The organism is Ramlibacter sp., assembly GCF_035706265.1.
GTDB lineage: Bacteria > Pseudomonadota > Gammaproteobacteria > Burkholderiales > Burkholderiaceae_C > Ramlibacter.
The window spans coordinates 13,312-30,214 of sequence record NZ_DASSVG010000544.1; the positions used below are offsets into that span (position 1 = coordinate 13,312).

Below are 16,903 nucleotides of genomic sequence, written 5' to 3' on the forward strand. Positions count from 1 at the left end.
CCGCAAGCGGGAGAGGGAGCAACATCCCCCATGCCAGCATGACCGCACCCTTCCCCTCCATCGACGCCCTGCAATCCGCCCTCCAGTCCGCCGGCTACTTTGCCGAGCGGCGCCTCGCCACCGCGGTGTTCCTCGCGCTGAAACTGCAGCGCCCGCTGCTGCTCGAAGGCGAGCCCGGCGTCGGCAAGACGGAGCTGGCCAAGTCCCTGGCCGTCGCCCTGCAACGCGTGCTGCTGCGCCTGCAGTGCTACGACGGGCTGGAGCTGCGCGAGGCGCTGTACGAGTGGAACTACGCGGCGCAACTGCTGCACATGCGCGCCGCGGAAGGGCGCGAGAGCGCCGAACAGATCGAGCGCGAGGTCTACCAGGACCGCTACCTGATCCGCCGGCCGCTGCTGCAGGCGCTGCAGGCGCCCGAGCCCGGCGCCGTGCTGCTGATCGACGAAGTGGATCGCGCCGACGAGCCCTTCGAGGCCTTCCTGCTGGAGTACCTGGGCGAGTACCAGGTGAGCATCCCGGAGATCGGCACGGTGCGCGCCCGGGCGACGCCGGTCACCATCCTCACCAGCAACCGCACCCGCGAGCTGAACGACGCCGTCAAGCGCCGCTGCCTCTACCACTGGCTCGAATATCCCGAGCGCGAGCGCGAGCTGGCCATCGTGCGCTCGCGCGTGCCCGAGGCGAGCGAGTCGCTCTCGCAGCAGGTGGCGCAATTCGTCGGGCGCCTGCGCAGCCAGCCCTTCGCCAATGCCTTCCAGCGCGCGCCCGGCATCGCCGAGAGCGTGGAATGGGCCAAGGCGCTGGTGGCGCTGGACACGCTCACCCTCGACCCGGAGGTGGTGACCGACACCGCCGGCATCCTCTTCAAGCAGCGCGAGGACGTGGCCGCGCTCACCCGCGAGCTCGCCACCGAGCTGCTCAAGCCCGAAGCGGAGCCGGTGTAGACCGGCAGCGCAAGGCGATGACGACCCTCGGCGACGCACGCAGCGGCAAGCTCGCGGACAACATCGCGGGCTTCGGGCGCGCGCTGCGCCGCGCCGGGCTGCGGGTGGACAGCGCCCGCATCGCGCTGGCGCAGGAGGCCGCGCAACTGGTCGGCGTCGACGACAAGCAGGATCTCGGCGCGGCGCTGGAGGCCGTGCTGGTCAGCCGCGAGCAGGAGCGCGCCGTCTTCCGCGAGCTGTTCGACGCCTTCTTCCGCGACCCCGAGCTCGCCCACCGCCTGCTGGCGCAGATGCTGCCTTCGGCCAAGGCGCCCGCGAAGGCGCAGCGCCGGCCGCGCGTGGCCGAGGCGCTGGCGCCGCAGAAGAAGTTCGGCGGCGGCGAACGCAAGCCCGAGCAGGAGGTGGAGTTCGACGCCGCGATGACGGCCAGCACCCTCGCGCGCCTGAAGCACGCCGACTTCAACGCGCTTTCCGCCAGCGAGTTCCACCTGGTCGAGCGGCTCGCGCGCGACGTCGCCCTGCCGGTGCCCGAAGTGGCGATGCGCCGCATGCGCGCGGGCCCGCGCGGCCGCCACCTGCACTGGGCCCGCACCCTGCGCCAGGCCGCCCACACCGGCGGCGAGCTGATGGTGCTGCGGCGCATGCAGCGCACCCGCGAGGCGCTGCCGCTGCTGGTGCTGGTGGACATCTCCGGCTCCATGGAGCGCTACGCCCGGCTGCTGCTCGCCTTCCTGCACGCTGCCACCCGCGCGCACCGGCGGCGCGACGTGTTCGCCTTCGGCACCCATCTCACCGACCTCACGCCGGCCTTCCGCCTCGCCGACACCGATGCGATGCTGGCCGCCGCGAGCGCGGCCATCGACGATTTCGCCGGCGGCACGCGGCTGGGCGAATCGCTCGCCACGCTGCGCCAGCGCCATGCGCGCCGGCTGGTCGGCCGCCGCACGCTGGCGCTGGTCGTCAGCGACGGCCTCGACACCGGCGAGCCGGAGGACCTCGCGCGCGAACTCGACTGGCTCACGCACCGCTGCCGCCGCCTCCTCTGGCTCAATCCGCTGCTGCGCTTCGAAGGCTATGCTCCGCTCGCACGCGGCGCCGCGGTGCTGCACCGGCATGCGCACGCGATGCTCGCCGTGCACAACCTGAGCAAGCTGGAGGAGCTCGCCTCCAGCCTCGCCACGCTCCTCGAACAATAACGACAGGAAGAAACAACGATGGAAATGCAAGGCAACCGCCACCTGGCCGTCACCCAGCAGCAGGCCTGGGACGCGCTCAACGACCCGGAGGTGCTCAAGGTGTGCATCCCGGGCTGCGAGAAGGTCGAGCCGGCGGGCGAGAACCAGTACGCGATCGGCATGGGCGTGAAGGTCGGCCCGGTGGCCGCCAAGTTCGCCGGCAAGATCCACCTGCTGGACGTGATGGCGCCCAACAGCTACACCCTCACCTTCGAGGGCAACGGCGGCGCCGCCGGTTTCGGCAAGGGCAGCGCCAAGGTGAACCTGGCGCCGCCGGCCGAGGGCGCCGGCTGCGAGCTGGCCTACACGGCGCAGGCCCAGGTGGGCGGCAAGATCGCCCAGGTGGGGCAGCGGCTGGTGGACGGCGTGGCGCGCTCCATGGCCGACGACTTCTTCCGCCGCTTCGACGAGGAGATGCAGCGCCGCCACCCGGAGGCCTACGCCGTCGCCGAGGCGCCGTCGCCGCTGGCGGAACCGCCCGGCAAGCGCATGCCGCTGTGGGTGTGGATCGCCTTCGGCGCCGTGGTGCTGGTCGCGCTGCTGCTGCTCGCGCGCTGAAGCACATGAAAGGGGAGCCACCATGGACGATGCGCACCGCCACGCCACCCTGCGCCGCCGCACGGTGCTGGGCGCCTGCGCCAGCCTCGTCGCCTGTCCGGTCTTCGCGCTGGCGCAGCCGGCGGCCTGGCCCGCCCGGCCGATCACGCTGATCGTGCCCTGGCCGGCGGGCGGCCAGACCGACCTCACCATGCGCATCCTGGCGGAGCTCGCCGGCAAGCAGCTGGGGCAGAGCATCGTGGTCGACAACAAGCCCGGCGCCGCCGGCACGCTGGTGGGCCCGGCGCTGCGGGCCGCCGTGCCGGACGGCTACGTGATCGGCCAGCTGCCGATCACGCTCTACCGCGCGCCCCTGCAGCGCAAGGTGCCCTGGGATCCGCTGCGCGACATCACGCCCGTGATCCAGATCTCCGGCGTCACCTTCGGCATCGTGGTGCCGGCGGACAGCCCCTTCCACAGCTTCGGCGAGATGGTGGCCTGGGGGCGCGAGCATCCCGGCAGCCTCACGGTGGGCTCCACCGGCATCGGCAGCACCGCCCACCTGGCGATGGAGGACGTGCTCTCGAAGGAAGGCGTGCGCTACATCCACGTGCCTTACAAGGGCACGGCCGACCAGATGCTCGCCGTGGCCACCAGGACGCTGATGGTGGGCGTGAACTCCACCGGCTTCGCGCCCTACGTGGAGACGGGCAAGCTGCGCCTGCTGGCCACCTTCAACGCCCAGCGCAGCAAGCGCTGGCCGCAGGTGCCCACCCTGCGCGAACTGGGGCACCCGCTGGCCGTCTACACCTCGCCCTACGGCATCGGCGCGCCGGCGGGGGTGGACCGCGCCATCGTCCGCAAGCTGCACGACGCCTTCCGCGCCGCCCTGTTCGACCCGATCCACCTGCAGGAGATCGCCAAGTACGACCAGGAGCCCGAGTACCTCAACACCGAGGACTACGGCCGCTTCGTGCAGGAAGTGACCGCGCGCGAGCGCCAGTTGCTGGCGCGCCTCGGCATCCATCCGCTGGCGGAGTGACGTGGAAAAGGCCGCCCCCGTCCTCGCCTGCCGCGAAGTCTCCAAGCGCTACGGTCGCACCCAGGCGCTGGATGCGGTGTCACTGCAGGTGCGCGCCGGCGAAATGGTGGCCCTGCTGGGGCCCAACGGCGCCGGCAAGACCACGCTGTTCCAGCTGCTCACGGGCCTGTTCGTGGCCGACAGCGGCAGCGTGGAGGTGCTGGGTGCGGACATGCGGCGCGACCCGGTGCGCGCGCTCGCGCAACTGGGCGTGGTGTTCCAGCAGCCGGCGCTGGACCTCAACCTGACCGTGCGCGCCAGCCTGAAGTTCCACGCCGACCTGCACGGGCTGCCGCGCGCGGTTGCGCGGCCGCGGATCGAGGCGCTGCTGGAGCGCTTCGGCCTCGCGCCGGTGGCGGCCAAGCCGGCCCGCGAGCTCTCGGGCGGCAACCGGCGCAAGGTGGAACTGCTGCGCGCGCTGCTGCACGAGCCGCGCCTGCTGCTGATGGACGAGGCGACGGTGGGGCTCGACCCCGCCTCGCGCGCGCAGCTGGTGGAAGAGGTGCTGCAGGCGCGCGCCGAGCGCGGCCTCGGCGTCCTGTGGGCCACGCACCTGGTGGACGAAGCCGAGCGCGCCCAGCGCGTGATCGTGCTGCACAAGGGCCAGGTGCGTTTCGACGGTACCGCCGCAGGCCTGTGCGATGCGCAAGGCGCAGACACGCTGCAGGCGGCTTTTCTGCAACTCACTGGAGGACGGAAAAATGAGGCGACTGCTCTGGCTTGAACGAGGGCGCGAACAGCCGGACGCAAAGGACGCAAAGAAATCGCAAAAGACGCAAAGGAACATCGTCGCGATTTCTCCTGGTCCTCTTTTGCGTCCTTTGCGGAACCTTTGCGTCCTTTGCGTCCGGCTGTTGGTTTTCGGCTTGCTACCCTTCGCCGGTGCCGCCGCCAAGGACACCGGCAGGATCGTCGTTTCCTCCGAGAAGGACAACGCGGTCGCCATCATCGATGCGGCCAAGTCCGAGGTGCTCTCCTCGCCCGCCGTGTGCAAGCGGCCGCGCCACATGCAGCTCACGCCCGATCGCACGCAGATCTACATCGCCTGCAGCGACGACCACCGGGTCGTGGCCTGGGACATCGCCAGCGGCAAGGTGGTCGCCCGGATGGACGTGGGCGAGGACCCGGAGGCCTTCGACCTCAGCCCCGACGGCAAGACGATCTACGTCTCCAACGAGGAGGATTCGGAGCTCACGGCCTTCGACGTCGGCACCCGCAAGAAGGCCTTCGCCGTCAAGGTGGGCGGCGAGCCCGAGGGCGTGAAGGTGAGCGCGGACGGCAAGCTGGTCTACGTCACCTCCGAAGTCGGCAACGTCGTGCATGTGATCGATCCGGCCACCCGCAAGGTGGTGAAGAACGTGCCGGTGGGCAAGCGGCCGCGCCGCTTCCTGCTCACGCCCGCGGGCGAGCTGTGGGTCAGCAACGAACTCGATGGCAGCGTGAGCGTGATCCGCACCAGCGACCACACCGTGCAGGGCACGATCAGCTTCCTGCCGCAAGGCATGCGGCGCGAGGACGTGACGCCGGTCGGCATGGCCCTGTCGCCGGACGGCAAGACGGCCTACGTGGCCCTGGGCCGGGCCAACCATGTGGCGGTGGTCGACGTGCCGACGCGCACCGTCAAGAGCTACGTGCTGGTGGGCAAGCGCGCCTACGGCCTGGCCGTGTCGCGCGACGGCAAGCGGCTGTACGTGGCCAACGGCCTGTCCGACGACATGACCATCGTCGACACCGCGGAAATGAAGGGCATCAAGACGCTGAAGGTCGGCCGGGTGCCCTACGGCGTGGTGATCGATGACTGAGGGCGCGCGCGCCTGCTCCGTCCCGCGTCGCGCGCTGCTGCTCGCCGGCGCGGCGGCCTGCCTGCCCCTGCGCGCCCAGCCGCAACAGGGCTTCCGCCTCGGCCTGCTGACGCAGGACGACGACGAGCGCTATGCGTCGCAGACGCTGCAGCACGGCTATCCCGACGCGCCCGGCGGCCGCTCCGAGCCGGCCGCGCAGCTCGGGTTGAACGACAGCCTGGTCACCCTGCAGATGGCCGGGCGCGGCAGCGCGGAGCTGGTGACGGAGGAGGCCGCCGACACGGCGGCGCTGCCGGCGGCGCTGCAGAAGCTGCTGCAGCAGGGCGTGCAGCACGTGGTGCTGGAGCTGCCGGCCGCCGGCGTGGCGGCCGTCGCCGCCGCGGCCAAGGGCAAGAACGTGATCCTGTTCAACGCCGCCGCGCCCGAGGACGTGCTGCGCGGCGCGCAGTGCGCGCGCGAGCTGTTCCACACGATTCCCAGCCACGCGATGCAGATGGATGCCATCGCGCAGTTGCTGGTGGCGCGCAAGTGGAACCGTCCGCTGGTGCTGGTGGGCCCGACGCCGGGCGACCGCCTGCTGCAGGCGGCCTGGCAGCGCAGCGCCAAGCGCTTCGGCGTGCGGCCGGTGGCCGAGCGCGCCTTCAAGCTGTCGAACGATCCGCGCGAGCGCGACCTCGGCAACGTGCGCCTGCTCACATCCGACCGCGAGTACGACGCTGTGGTGGTGCTCGATGCGCAGGGCGAGTTCGCCACCCAGGTGCCGTTTCGCACGGTGCTCCCGCGGCCGGTGCTGGGCAGCAACGGCCTGGTCGCGGAGGCGTGGAGCCCGTTCCACGAACGCTACGGCGCGCCGCAGCTCTCGCGCCGCTTCCTGCGCCGGGCCAACCGGCCGATGACCAGCTACGACTGGGCGGCCTGGATCGCGGCGCGCGCCGCGGCAGAAGTGGCCAGCGCCTACGTCAAGGCCGGCGTCGCGCAGCAGGCGCAGGCCCTGCGCCAGGGTGCGCTCGCCGTCGACGGCTACAAGGGCCAGCGCCTCACCTTCCGCGCCTGGGACGGACAACTGCGCCAGCCGCTGCTGCTGGCGCACGGCGGCGGCGTCGCCGAGATGGCGCCGCTGGAAGGCTTCCTGCACCAGCGCAACACGCTCGACACGCTGGGCTACGACGCACCGGAGACGGCATGCAAGGCGGGATGAGGGCGGTGCATGCGCTGCGCGCGCTGCGCGCCGTCGCCGGGCGCGAGTTGCACAGCTTCGCGCGCCAGCCCGGGCGGCTCACGTCGGCGCTGGTGCGCCCGCTGCTGTGGTTGCTGGTGTTCGCGGCCGGCTTCCAGAACGTGTTCGGGGTCGCCATCGTGCCGCCCTACGAGACCTACATCGAGTACCGCGTCTACCTGGTGCCGGGGCTGCTCGGGATGGTGGCGCTGTTCAACGGCATGCAGAGTTCACTCGCAATGGTCTACGACCGCGAGATGGGCGTGATGCGGCTGCTGCTCACGGCGCCCCTGCCGCGCTGGTGGATCCTGGCCTGCAAGCTGCTGGGAGGCGCGACGCTCACCATGGCGCAGATGCTCGCCTTCCTGCTCGCGGCCTGGATCTTCCGCATCGACCTGGAGTGGCGCTACGTGCCGCTGGCGCTGTTCGTGTTCCTCCTGGCGGCCCTGATGCTGGGCGCGCTGGGGCTGGTGCTCTCGGTCTACGTGCGCCAGCTGGAGAACTTCGCCGGCACGATGAACTTCGTGATCTTCCCGATGTTCTTCCTCAGCACCGCGCTCTATCCGTTGTGGAAGCTGCAGGAGTCGGGCGCCTGGATCGTGCACGGCATCGCGCAGTTCAATCCGTTCACGCATGCGGTGGAAGCGATGCGCTTCGCGCTCTATGGCAAGGCGCTGGGAAGCAGCCTGGCCGTCGTGGCGGGTTGCACCATCGCCTTCTTCGCGCTGGCGCTGTGGGGCTACGACCCGCAACGCGGCGCGGCGCGCAAGCCGCAGGCAGGCGGCCCGGCGCAGGCCGGTGCCGCTTGACCGGTCTCTTTCGGCACGCCGCCACGGTGTCCCAAATTGAGACGCAAGGCCTCGCACTGTCGCAATTCGAGAATGAAACGAGGCCCTAAGGTCTAACCCTGAAAGGCTGCATCGGAGCTGTCTCCAACACTTCGCTCCTCGCTTGTCGCGAGTGACACCCTGGAGACACCCCCGATGAATCGCACCTTCCTCTCCGCCGCCTTCGCGCTCGCGATCGGCGCCGCCTGCAGCGCGCAGGCGCAGAACTGGCCCGTGTACGGCGGCGACACCGGCAACACGCGCTTTTCCGACGCGGCGCAGATCACCACTTCGAACGTGAAGAACCTGCGGGTTGCGTGGGCGCTGCAGCTCGGCACCCTGCGCTCGCAGGAGTCCACCCCGATCCTGGTGGGCGACACGCTGTACGTCACCTCCTCCTTCGGTCCCAAGAACGTGTTCGCGCTCAACGCCAGGACGGGCGAGGTGCGCTGGCGCTATTCGCCCGACGTGCCCAAGGGCATCGACCAGTACGCCTGCTGCGACGTGAACAACCGCGGCCCGGCCTACCACGACGGCAAGCTGCTGGTGGGCCGTCTCGACGGCTACGTGGTGGCGCTCGATGCGAAGACGGGCAAGGAGCTGTGGGAGACCCAGGTGGTCGACTACAAGCAGGGCTCCGTCATCACCTCGCCGCCGACGGTGGCGAAGAACGTGGTGATCACCGGTTTCGGCGGCGGCGAATACGGCGCCCGCGGCGCCCTCATCGGCCTCGACGCGGCGACCGGCAAGGAGCTCTGGCGCACCCACACCGTACCGGCGCCGGGCGAGGAGGGCAGCGAGACCTGGAAGGGCGACTCGGGCAAGTACGGCGGTGCGGTCGCCTGGCACATCGGCTCCTACGATCCCAAGCTCAACCTCGTCTACTACGGCACCAGCAATCCCGCGCCGTGGTCCGCGGTGGTGCGCGGCAACGACAGCTCCGACATCGGCCCGTACAGCAACCTGTACTCGTCCTCCGTGCTGGCGCTCAATCCGGACACCGGCCGCATCCAGTGGCACTACCAGTTCACGCCGCACGACGCGTGGGACTACGACGGCGTCAACGAACTCGTGTTCGCCGACCTGCCCTTCGAGGGCCGCAACGTGCCGGTGCTGATGCAGGCCAACCGCAACGGCTTCTTCTACGTGCTCGATCGCGCCAACGGCAAGCTGCTGTCGGCGAAGCAGTACGTCGACGGCGTCAACTGGGCGAGCGGCATCGACCTGAAGACCGGTCGGCCGATCGAGGCCGCGAACAACGCCAAGCGCCCGGGCCTGAAGCGCAAGGCCTCCGACGTGTGCCCCAACCTGATCGGCGCCAAGAACTGGATGCCCATGTCCTACGACCGCAGGACGGGCCTGGTCTACATCCCCACCATCAACCTGTGCATGGACATGGAAGGCGTGCAGCAGGACTACAAGCGCGGCCAGATGTACCTGGGCGTGAACTTCGACCTCGCCAAGCAGGGCGCGGGCGGCTACATGGGCGGCGTGAAGGCGTGGGACCCGGTGAAGCAGCAGGCGGTGTGGTTCAACAAGGACGACCTGTTCTACAGCGGCGGCATGCTCTCCACCGCCGGCGGCCTCGCTTTCCACGGTGACATCAAGGGCTGGTTCCGGGCGCTCGACACCAAGACCGGCAAGGAGCTGTGGAAGTTCAACGCCGGCTCCGGCATCAGCGCCGCGCCGATGACGTACACGCTCGATGGCAAGCAGTACGTCGCGGTCGTCTCGGGCCGCACGCTCTCGATCCCCGCCTTCTTCGGGCCGCTGGGCGAGAAGATGGTGGAGGCGAGCCCCGAAGGCGGAACGCTGTTCGTGTTCACCCTGAACTGAAGCGCCCACCCCTTTCCCCCGGAGTCCCGTCATGAGCATTCGCCGTTTCGCGCGAAGGGCGCTGTGCGCCCTCGCCGCCGCCATCGCCCTCGTCGCGCAGGCCGGGCCGCTGCGCATCTGCACCGATCCCGACAACCTGCCTTTCAGCAAGGCCGAGGGCCCCGAGCAGGGCCTCTACGTGGAGCTCGCCCGGCTGGTGAGCCAGAAGCTGGGCGAGGCGCCGGAGTTCGTCTGGTGGCTCACCTACAACCAGCGCCGGGCGCTGCGCAACACCATCCTGCAGGACGGCTGCGACGCGTATTTCGCGCTGCCGGCGAATGCGGACTACCGCGTGCGCGGGCTGCTGAAGACGCGGCCCTTCCTGGAGGTGAGCTATGCGATCGTCGCGCCGCCCGGCCTGCGGGTGAGCGGCCTGGCGGACCTGCAGGGCCGGCGCGTCGGCGTGCTGCACGGCTCGCCGCCGCAGATCCTGCTGGCCGCCCGCGACGGCTACGCGACGACAACGTTCCGCGCACAGGAGGAGGCGCTGGCCGCGCTGGCGAGAGGGGAGCTCGATGCGGCCATCCTCTGGGGGCCCAGCGTGGGCTACGAGAACCTGCGCAAGCACGCGAGCCGCTGGCAGCTCACGCCCGTGAGCGGCGAGGGCCTCGGCGGCCCGCTCGCGGTGGCGGTGCGCAAGGGGCAGGACGAGCTCGCCGCCCGCATCGACCGGGCGCTGGCCGAACTGCAGCCGCAGACCGAGGAACTGGCGCGCAAGTACGGCTTCCCGCGCGGGCAGGGGGTGGTGCTGGCGGCGCGCGGCACAGCATTCGAAGCGCGTCCGACGCATCCTGCCGCGCCCGATGCGCGCGCGCAGAAGCTGGCCGCCGGCCTCTCGGTGCCGTCGCAATGGGTGGCGCGCAGCAATGCGCCGGCCGCCTCCGCGCCGGCCGAAGGCATCCTGCCCGGGCGCACGCTGTTCAACAACGTCTGCTCGCACTGCCACGGCACCGACGGCGCGAGCCCCGTCTCCGAGCGCGACCTGCGCCGGCTGCAGCGCCGCTACAGGGACAACTGGAAGGACACTGCCTTGACCACGATCAAGAACGGCCGCCAGGACCTGGGCATGCCCTCGTGGAAGGCGACCTACAGCGACGCCCAGATCGAGGAAGTGATCGGCTTCCTCGCCACCTTGCAGAAGTGAAGGGCGAGGGCGGGTTCTCCCCGACCCGTCCTCCCACGCGCCGCCGCAGAATCCCGCCAAATCCCCGGGGAGCGACAATGAAGAAGACCGTGCTGGCGGCCGCTGCAATGGCGGCCCTGCAAGCGAATGCCCAGGCGCCGGGCGACGCACCGCCCGCGCAGCCGCCGGAAACGACGTTGCGACCCGTCGTGGTCACCGCCACGCCCGGCGTCGCGCAGCAGGCCTTCGACACGGCCGCTTCCATCGACGCGGTCGAAGGCGCGACGCTGCGCAATGCGCAGCTGCAGGTGAACCTGTCCGAAAGCCTGGTGCGCGTGCCGGGCGTGGTGGCCCTCAATCGCCAGAACTACGCGCAGGACCTGCAGATTTCGGTGCGCGGCTTCGGCGCCCGCTCCACCTTCGGCGTGCGCGGGCTGCGCCTGTATTCCGACGGCATCCCGGCCACCGCGCCGGACGGCCAGGGCCAGGTCTCGCATTTCGACCTGGCCTCGGCCGACCGCATCGAGGTCCTGCGCGGGCCGTTCTCGGCGCTGTACGGCAATTCCTCCGGCGGTGTGATCAGCATCTTCACCGCCGACGGCGCGCCGGGCCTGCAGGCCGAAGGCGCGGCCGCCGTCGGCAGCGACGGCATCCGGCGCGTGAACGCACGCTTCGCCGGCGACAACGGCGCCTGGAACTGGAACCTGGGCGCCACCCATTTCGAGACCGACGGCTTCCGCGAGCACAGCGCGGCCCGGCGCGACGGCCTCAACGGCAAGCTGAAGTGGAAGGCCTCGGCCGACACGCGCGTGACCTTCGTGGCCAACGCGGTGGACATGCCGGACGTGCAGGATCCGCTGGGCCTCACGCGGGCGGAATTCGAGGCGAACCGCGAACAGGCCAGCCCCGCGGCCCTGCTGTTCAACACGCGCAAGTCGGTGGACCAACAGCAGGTCGGCGCCATCATCGAGCACCAGCTCGATGCCGCCAACGGCCTCAAGCTCACCACCTGGCGCGGCCAGCGCGGCACCGAGCAGTTCCAGGCGATTCCCGTGGGCACGCAGACACCGGTCACGCATCCCGGCGGCGTGATCGACCTCGATCGCGACTACATGGGCGTGGACGGCCAGTGGGTCCACCGCACGCGCCTGGCCGGCAGTCCGCTCACCTTCACCGCCGGCCTCTACGCCGACCAGTTGAAGGAGCACCGCCGCGGCTTCCTCAACTTCACCAGCCCGACGACGCTGGGCGTGAAGGGCGCGCTGCGCCGCGACGAGGACAACCGCGTGCGCAGCTTCGACCAGTATGCGCAGGCGAACTGGGAGACCGAGCGCTTCGGCCTCACCGCGGGCCTGCGCCATTCCAGCGTGCGCTTCCGCTCCGACGACCATTTCATCGCCGGCACCAACGGCGACGACAGCGGCTCGGCGGACTATTCGGCGACCACGCCGATGGCCGGCCTCGTCTACCACGTGAGCGATCGCCTGAACGTCTACGGCGCCGTGGGCCGTGGCTTCGAGACGCCGACCTTCAACGAAGTCTCCTACCGCCCGGGCGGACAGACCGGCCTCAACTTCGACCTGAGGCCGGCCTACAGCCGCCACTACGAGATCGGGGTGAAGGCCGAGCCGCTGCGCAACTGGCGCGCCAACGTGGCGCTGTTCCAGGCCAACACGCGCGATGAAATCGTGGTGCTGACCAATCAGGGCGGCCGCAGCACCTTCCAGAACGCGGGCCGCACGCGCCGCCGCGGGCTGGAGGCCGCGCTGGCCGGCAGCTGGGCCGAAAGCTGGTCCACCTACGCGGCCTTCACCTGGCTGGACGCCACCTACCGCAGCGCCTTCACCACCTGCCCGGGCGCGCCGTGCCCGACGGCCGCCAACCCCGCCGTGCCGGTGCCGGCCGGCAACCGCATCCCCGGCATCCCGCGCGCCAGCGCCTTTGCCGAGCTGGTCTACAAGCACCGGCCGTGGGGCCTGGAGGCGGGCGTGGAGCTGCGCCACATCGGCCGCATCGCCGTGGACGACCGCAACACCGACTTCGCCCCCTCGGCAACCCTGTGGAACCTGCGGCTTGCGCTGGCGCAAAATGTTCAGCGCTGGACCGTGCGTGAATTCGTGCGGGTGGACAACGTCGCCGACCGGAACCATGTAGGCTCGGTGATCGTCAACGAAGGCAACTCGCGCTTCTTCGAGCCGGCGCCGGGCCGCACCTGGCTGCTCGGGGTGAGCGCGCTCTACGCGTTCTGAGCAGGGCAGGAGACGGCATGGAAAACCTCGACGTGATGGTGCTGCGCACATTGCGCGACTGGCGCGCGGCCGGCAAGCGCGCGCTGCTGGCCACCGTGGTGCGCACCTGGGGCTCTTCGCCGCGGCCGGTGGGCTCGATCATGGCCCTGGCCGAGGACGGCGCCGTGGTCGGCTCGGTCTCCGGCGGCTGCATCGAGGACGACCTGATCTACCGCCACACGCAGGCCTACTCGGGCAAGGAGCCGGGCCACCAGATCCCCTCCGGGCCGCCGTCCTTCGTCAAGTACGGCGTCACGGCCGACGAGGCGCACCGCTTCGGCCTGCCCTGCGGCGGCACGCTGGAGCTGCTGCTGGAGTACGACCCGGAGCTCGCGCCCATCGAGGAGCTGGTGCGCGCGCTGGAGCAGGGCCGGCTGGTGCGGCGCACCGTGCGCCTCGCGGACGGCCGGGTCACGCTGGCCGAAGCGGACACGCCGGCCGAACTGAGCATCACCGAGGGCCAGCTCGTCAACACCTTCGGCCCCGAATACCGCATGCTGCTGATCGGCGCCGGCCAGCTGACGGAATACCTGGCCACCATGGCCTTGTTCAACGGCTTCGCGGTGACCGTGTGCGATCCGCGCGAGGAATACCGCGGCGCCTGGAGCGTGCCCGGCGCGCGGGTGGTGAGCGAGATGCCCGACGACGTGGTGCAGGCCTTCAAGCCGGACCGCCGCACCAGCGTGATCGCGCTCACGCACGACCCCAAGCTCGACGACCTGGCGCTGATGGAGGCGCTGCGCACCGAGGCCTTCTACGTCGGCGCGATCGGAAGCCGCCGCAACAACGAGGCCCGGCACCAGCGCATGATCGAGCACTTCGGCCTCACGGCGGCCGACCTGCAGCGCCTGCGCGGGCCCATCGGCGTCTTCATCGGCAGCAAGACCCCGGCCGAGATCGCCGTGAGCATCATGGCCGAAGTGCTGGCGGTGAAGAACGGCGTCACGCTGCCGCGCGACATGGAAGTGGGCCAGGCGAAGAACCTGCGTGCGGTGCAGGCCAACGACCCTGGCGGGATCGTGTGCGGGGTGGCTGGCGGGCGCTGACCTTCACGCCTGGGCCGGCACGGCCCAGAGCTTGTCGCCGAACCTCGCGTTGTCCTCGCCCGCATACAGGACGACACCGCAGAGAAAACGATCGCCGAGCCCCGCCTGCAGGTCACGCAGGCCACCGAAGTGCCGGTCGCCGAGGCTGCGCGTTGCCTTCACTTCGACGGCCGCGACGCGGCCGGCCGCATCCTCCAGCACGAAGTCCACTTCCACCCCACCGGCGCTGCGGTAGTGGTAGATGCGTGGCGGGCTCGGCAGCGCGGCCGCCTCGCGCCGCAGTTCACCGAGCACCCAGGTCTCGAGCAGGCCGCCGAAGTGGGGCGCGCCCTGCACCGTGGCCGCGTCGGCTGCACCGGTGAGCGCACAAGCCAGGCCGCTGTCCACGAGGTAGGCCTTGGGGGCCTTGATCAGCCTCTTGCCCAGGTTGGCGTGCCAGGCCGGCAAGGGCTGGAAGAGAAAGCTGCTTTCCAGCAGCGCCAGGTAGCGGTGGAGCGTCACCTGCGGCGTGCCCGAGGCGCGCGCGAGTTCCGCTACGTTCGTGAGGGCGCCGCTGCGCGCTGCAAGAAGTTGCAGCAGCCGCGGCAGGGCCGTGGCGTCGGCGATGTTGGCCCGGTCGCGGATGTCGCGTTGCGTCACCGCCGCGACGTAGGCATCGAACCAGGCGCGGCGGCGATCCGCATCGGGCCGCAGCTGCACCTCGGGAAAACCGCCGGCCGTCACCATTTCGGGGACGGTAGAGCCGGCGGGCGCGGTGAGCGCCTCCGGCCGGTTGGCGAACAGCCCATCGATGAAGGCCGGCCTGCGGTGCGCGATCTCGCCCCGCGCCAGTGGCTGCAGCGGAAGGATCTCCATCCGGCCGGCCAGCGACTCCGCGGCCTGCGGCAGCGTGAGCACGTCCGCGGAGCCGGTCAGGAGGAAGCGGCCAGGCCGCCGGTCGCGATCGACGCTGCGCTTGATCGCCGCGAAGAGCTCCGGCGCCTTTTGCACTTCGTCGATGACGAGCAGCGCATCCTGCCCGTAGGCGACGAAGCTGGCCGGGTCGCCACGTGCGGCGGCGAGCTGGGTCGGGTCGTCCAGCGTCAGGTAGCGGCCGGCGTGCTGCGCGGAAACCACCTCGGCCATCCGGCTCTTGCCGGTCTGCCGCGCGCCGTTGAGCAGCACCACAGGCGTGTCCGCCAGGGCCGGGCGCAGGCGCTGTTCCAACCATCTTGGATGATAATCTTCCATTGCACCGATGATAATCTTCCATCCGCTGGGCTGTCATCAGCCAAGCAAGGGCAGCGACCGGGCGCTTCAGGCGAAAAAGCGCCGCAGTGCGGCGCTTTCTGTATCCCCGCCTGCGCGGGGAGGACGGGTGGGTGGGCGCGGAGGCCGGAAGGGGCACCGCGAGTACCCCCTCCCAACCTCCCCCCAGAGGGGGGAGGCGCAAGACATCACATCTTCTGGTACGCGTCCACCAGCTGCTTGCCCTCCGGACCGGCCTTCTCCAGCCACTCCTTCAGCATCGTGTCGCCGACCTTCTTCATGTCGGCCTTCAGCTGCGGCGAGGGGGTGTGGATGGTCATGCCGTTGGCCTTGAGCTTCTCCAGCACCTCGGTGTTGGTCTTCTTGCTCATCTCCCAGCCGCGGCGCTCGGCGTCGGCAGCGGCCTTCAGCAGTGCGTCCTGCGTGGGCTTGTCCAGCGCGTTGAAGGCGGCGCGGTTGACGATCACCGCGTTCTTGGGCAGCCAGGCCTGGGTGTCGTACCAGTTCTTGATGTGCTCGTAGGTCTTGGTGTCCCAGCCCGTCGAACCGGAGGACATGTACGAATCGACCACGCCGGTGGCCATGGCCTGCGACAGCTCCGCGGCCTGCACGGTCACCGGCTGCGCGCCCACCAGTTCGGCGATGCGGGCGGTGGCCGGGCTGTAGGCGCGCCACTTGAGTCCCTTCATGTCGGCCGCACCGGAGATCTGCTTCTTGGTGTAGATGCCCTGCGGCGGCCAGGCGACTGCGTAGAGGACCATCATGCCCTGCTCGCCGAGCTTCTTGTCGATCAGCGGCTTCTGCGCGCGCCAGAGCTTGGCGGCGGCGTCGTAGCTGTCGGCGAGGAAGGGGATGCCGTCGGCGCCGAAGATCTGCCACTCGTTCTGGAAGTTCACCAGCAGGATCTCGCCGATCTGCGCCTGGCCGCCCTGCACGGCGCGCTTGATCTCGGGCGCCTTGAAGAGCGAGGCGTTCGGGTGCACCGTGATCTTGAGCTTGCCGCCCGTGGCCTTGTCCACGTCGTTGGCGAACTGCACCAGGTTCTCGCTGTGGAAGTTGCTGGCCGGATAGGCGGCCGGCAGGTCCCACTTGGTCTGCGCGGCGGCATGGCCGGCCAGCGCGAAGGCCGCGAGCGAAAGGGTGAACTTGAATTTCATGGACCGCTCCGCAAGGATGAGTTTTCGGTGCGGCGAAGCTTACCCCTCAATGGGCCCGCGCCCGATGCGGCCTTTCCCGAAGCGCGGGCGCCGTCCGACGCGCTGCGGTGCTGCGCCTTGCTAGAGTGCCCCTCATGCCCGAACAAGAGCTTGCCCTGCCCACGGCCTGGGGCCAGTTGGCCGGCACGCTGGCGCTGCCGGACAGCCCCGCGCCCTGGCCGGCCGCCTTGCTCATCGCCGGCTCGGGCCCGACCGACCGCGACGGCAACAATCCGCTGCTCGGCACGCGCATCGACAACCTCCGGCGGCTCGCGGACGCGCTCGCGCGGCGCGGCGTCGCCTCGCTGCGCTACGACAAGCGCGGCATCGGCGCCAGCGAGTATCCCGGGCTCAGCGAGGATGCGTTGCGCTTCGAGCATCTCGTCGACGACGCGGTGGCCCTCTCCGGGTTCCTGCTGCAGGACGGGCGTTTCGGCCGGCTGGCGCTGGTGGGGCATAGCGAAGGGGCCTTGATCGCCGCGCTG

At 70.5% G+C, this 16,903-nt stretch carries 15 protein-coding genes; 13 read left to right on the forward strand and 2 right to left on the reverse strand.

From position 1 onward, the window contains the following. Positions 1-38: 38 nt before the first annotated feature. The 12 genes from VFM98_RS19475 to VFM98_RS19530 all read left to right on the forward strand — a co-directional run bounded on the left by VFM98_RS19475 (position 39) and on the right by VFM98_RS19530 (position 13,974). Entirely contained in the window at positions 39-944 is a 906-nt protein-coding gene (locus VFM98_RS19475; protein WP_325111551.1) for a MoxR family ATPase, read from the forward strand. 17 nt (positions 945-961) lie between these two features. After that, the gene (locus VFM98_RS19480; RefSeq protein WP_325111552.1) at positions 962-2,140 is read left to right on the forward strand and encodes a vWA domain-containing protein; all 1,179 of its coding nucleotides are present in this window, start codon (positions 962-964) and stop codon (positions 2,138-2,140) included. 18 nt (positions 2,141-2,158) lie between these two features. Continuing rightward, positions 2,159-2,737: a carbon monoxide dehydrogenase subunit G gene (locus VFM98_RS19485; protein WP_325111553.1), complete on the forward strand. Its 579-nt coding sequence runs from the start codon at positions 2,159-2,161 to the stop codon at positions 2,735-2,737. Positions 2,738-2,759: 22 nt separating this feature from the next. Beyond that, entirely contained in the window at positions 2,760-3,758 is a 999-nt protein-coding gene (locus VFM98_RS19490) for a tripartite tricarboxylate transporter substrate binding protein (protein ID WP_325111554.1), read from the forward strand. A gap of 1 nt (position 3,759) precedes the next feature. Continuing rightward, positions 3,760-4,521, forward strand: a complete 762-nt coding sequence (locus VFM98_RS19495) for an ABC transporter ATP-binding protein (RefSeq protein ID WP_325111555.1) — start codon at positions 3,760-3,762, stop codon at positions 4,519-4,521. A gap of 142 nt (positions 4,522-4,663) precedes the next feature. Further along, positions 4,664-5,599 carry a PQQ-dependent catabolism-associated beta-propeller protein gene (locus VFM98_RS19500; RefSeq protein ID WP_325111556.1) on the forward strand — a complete coding sequence of 312 codons (936 nt, stop codon included), beginning with the start codon at positions 4,664-4,666 and terminating at the stop codon, positions 5,597-5,599. Beyond that, positions 5,592-6,797: an ABC transporter substrate-binding protein gene (locus VFM98_RS19505; protein ID WP_325111557.1), complete on the forward strand. Its 1,206-nt coding sequence runs from the start codon at positions 5,592-5,594 to the stop codon at positions 6,795-6,797. Before VFM98_RS19500 ends, VFM98_RS19505 begins: the two co-directional genes overlap by 8 nt. Further along, positions 6,782-7,624 (forward strand): ABC transporter permease, encoded by an 843-nt coding sequence (locus VFM98_RS19510; RefSeq protein WP_414709047.1) that lies wholly within the window; start codon positions 6,782-6,784, stop codon positions 7,622-7,624. Before VFM98_RS19505 ends, VFM98_RS19510 begins: the two co-directional genes overlap by 16 nt. 174 nt (positions 7,625-7,798) lie before the next feature. Next, on the forward strand, positions 7,799-9,478 hold the full coding sequence (locus tag VFM98_RS19515) for a PQQ-dependent dehydrogenase, methanol/ethanol family (protein ID WP_325111558.1): 1,680 nt from the start codon (positions 7,799-7,801) through the stop codon (positions 9,476-9,478). A gap of 31 nt (positions 9,479-9,509) precedes the next feature. Beyond that, the gene (locus VFM98_RS19520) at positions 9,510-10,661 is read left to right on the forward strand and encodes a c-type cytochrome (protein WP_325111559.1); all 1,152 of its coding nucleotides are present in this window, start codon (positions 9,510-9,512) and stop codon (positions 10,659-10,661) included. Positions 10,662-10,738: 77 nt separating this feature from the next. Further along, a complete protein-coding gene (locus VFM98_RS19525; RefSeq protein ID WP_325111560.1) occupies positions 10,739-12,889 on the forward strand; it encodes a TonB-dependent receptor in 2,151 nt (716 codons plus the stop codon). Between the two features lie 17 nt (positions 12,890-12,906). After that, positions 12,907-13,974, forward strand: a complete 1,068-nt coding sequence (locus tag VFM98_RS19530; protein ID WP_325111561.1) for an XdhC family protein — start codon at positions 12,907-12,909, stop codon at positions 13,972-13,974. Positions 13,975-13,977: 3 nt separating this feature from the next. Here the strand turns inward: VFM98_RS19530 and VFM98_RS19535 are convergent, their stop codons facing one another. Both VFM98_RS19535 and VFM98_RS19540 read right to left on the reverse strand, forming a co-directional pair. Then, positions 13,978-15,180 carry an ATP-binding protein gene (locus VFM98_RS19535; RefSeq protein WP_325111562.1) on the reverse strand — a complete coding sequence of 401 codons (1,203 nt, stop codon included), beginning with the start codon at positions 15,178-15,180 and terminating at the stop codon, positions 13,978-13,980. A gap of 230 nt (positions 15,181-15,410) precedes the next feature. Further along, the gene (locus VFM98_RS19540) at positions 15,411-16,379 is read right to left on the reverse strand and encodes a TRAP transporter substrate-binding protein (RefSeq protein WP_325111563.1); all 969 of its coding nucleotides are present in this window, start codon (positions 16,377-16,379) and stop codon (positions 15,411-15,413) included. A 134-nt stretch (positions 16,380-16,513) separates the two neighbouring features. Between VFM98_RS19540 and VFM98_RS19545 the strand changes: the two genes are divergently transcribed. Beyond that, positions 16,514-16,903: alpha/beta hydrolase (locus VFM98_RS19545; RefSeq protein ID WP_325111564.1), on the forward strand; the 390-nt coding region annotated here is incomplete at its 3' end.

Excerpts from the sequence above, each read along its gene's own strand:
- VFM98_RS19475 (WP_325111551.1), top strand. The coding sequence starts at position 39 with ATGACCGCACCCTTCCCCTCCATCGACGCCCTGCAATCCGCCCTCCAG.
- VFM98_RS19480 (WP_325111552.1), top strand. The coding sequence starts at position 962 with ATGACGACCCTCGGCGACGCACGCAGCGGCAAGCTCGCGGACAACATC.
- VFM98_RS19485 (WP_325111553.1), top strand. The coding sequence starts at position 2,159 with ATGGAAATGCAAGGCAACCGCCACCTGGCCGTCACCCAGCAGCAGGCC.
- VFM98_RS19490 (WP_325111554.1), top strand. The coding sequence starts at position 2,760 with ATGGACGATGCGCACCGCCACGCCACCCTGCGCCGCCGCACGGTGCTG.
- VFM98_RS19505 (WP_325111557.1), top strand. The coding sequence starts at position 5,592 with ATGACTGAGGGCGCGCGCGCCTGCTCCGTCCCGCGTCGCGCGCTGCTG.
- VFM98_RS19510 (WP_414709047.1), top strand. The coding sequence starts at position 6,782 with ATGCAAGGCGGGATGAGGGCGGTGCATGCGCTGCGCGCGCTGCGCGCC.
- VFM98_RS19515 (WP_325111558.1), top strand. The coding sequence starts at position 7,799 with ATGAATCGCACCTTCCTCTCCGCCGCCTTCGCGCTCGCGATCGGCGCC.
- VFM98_RS19520 (WP_325111559.1), top strand. The coding sequence starts at position 9,510 with ATGAGCATTCGCCGTTTCGCGCGAAGGGCGCTGTGCGCCCTCGCCGCC.
- VFM98_RS19525 (WP_325111560.1), top strand. The coding sequence starts at position 10,739 with ATGAAGAAGACCGTGCTGGCGGCCGCTGCAATGGCGGCCCTGCAAGCG.
- VFM98_RS19530 (WP_325111561.1), top strand. The coding sequence starts at position 12,907 with ATGGAAAACCTCGACGTGATGGTGCTGCGCACATTGCGCGACTGGCGC.
- VFM98_RS19540 (WP_325111563.1), bottom strand. The coding sequence starts at position 16,379 with ATGAAATTCAAGTTCACCCTTTCGCTCGCGGCCTTCGCGCTGGCCGGC.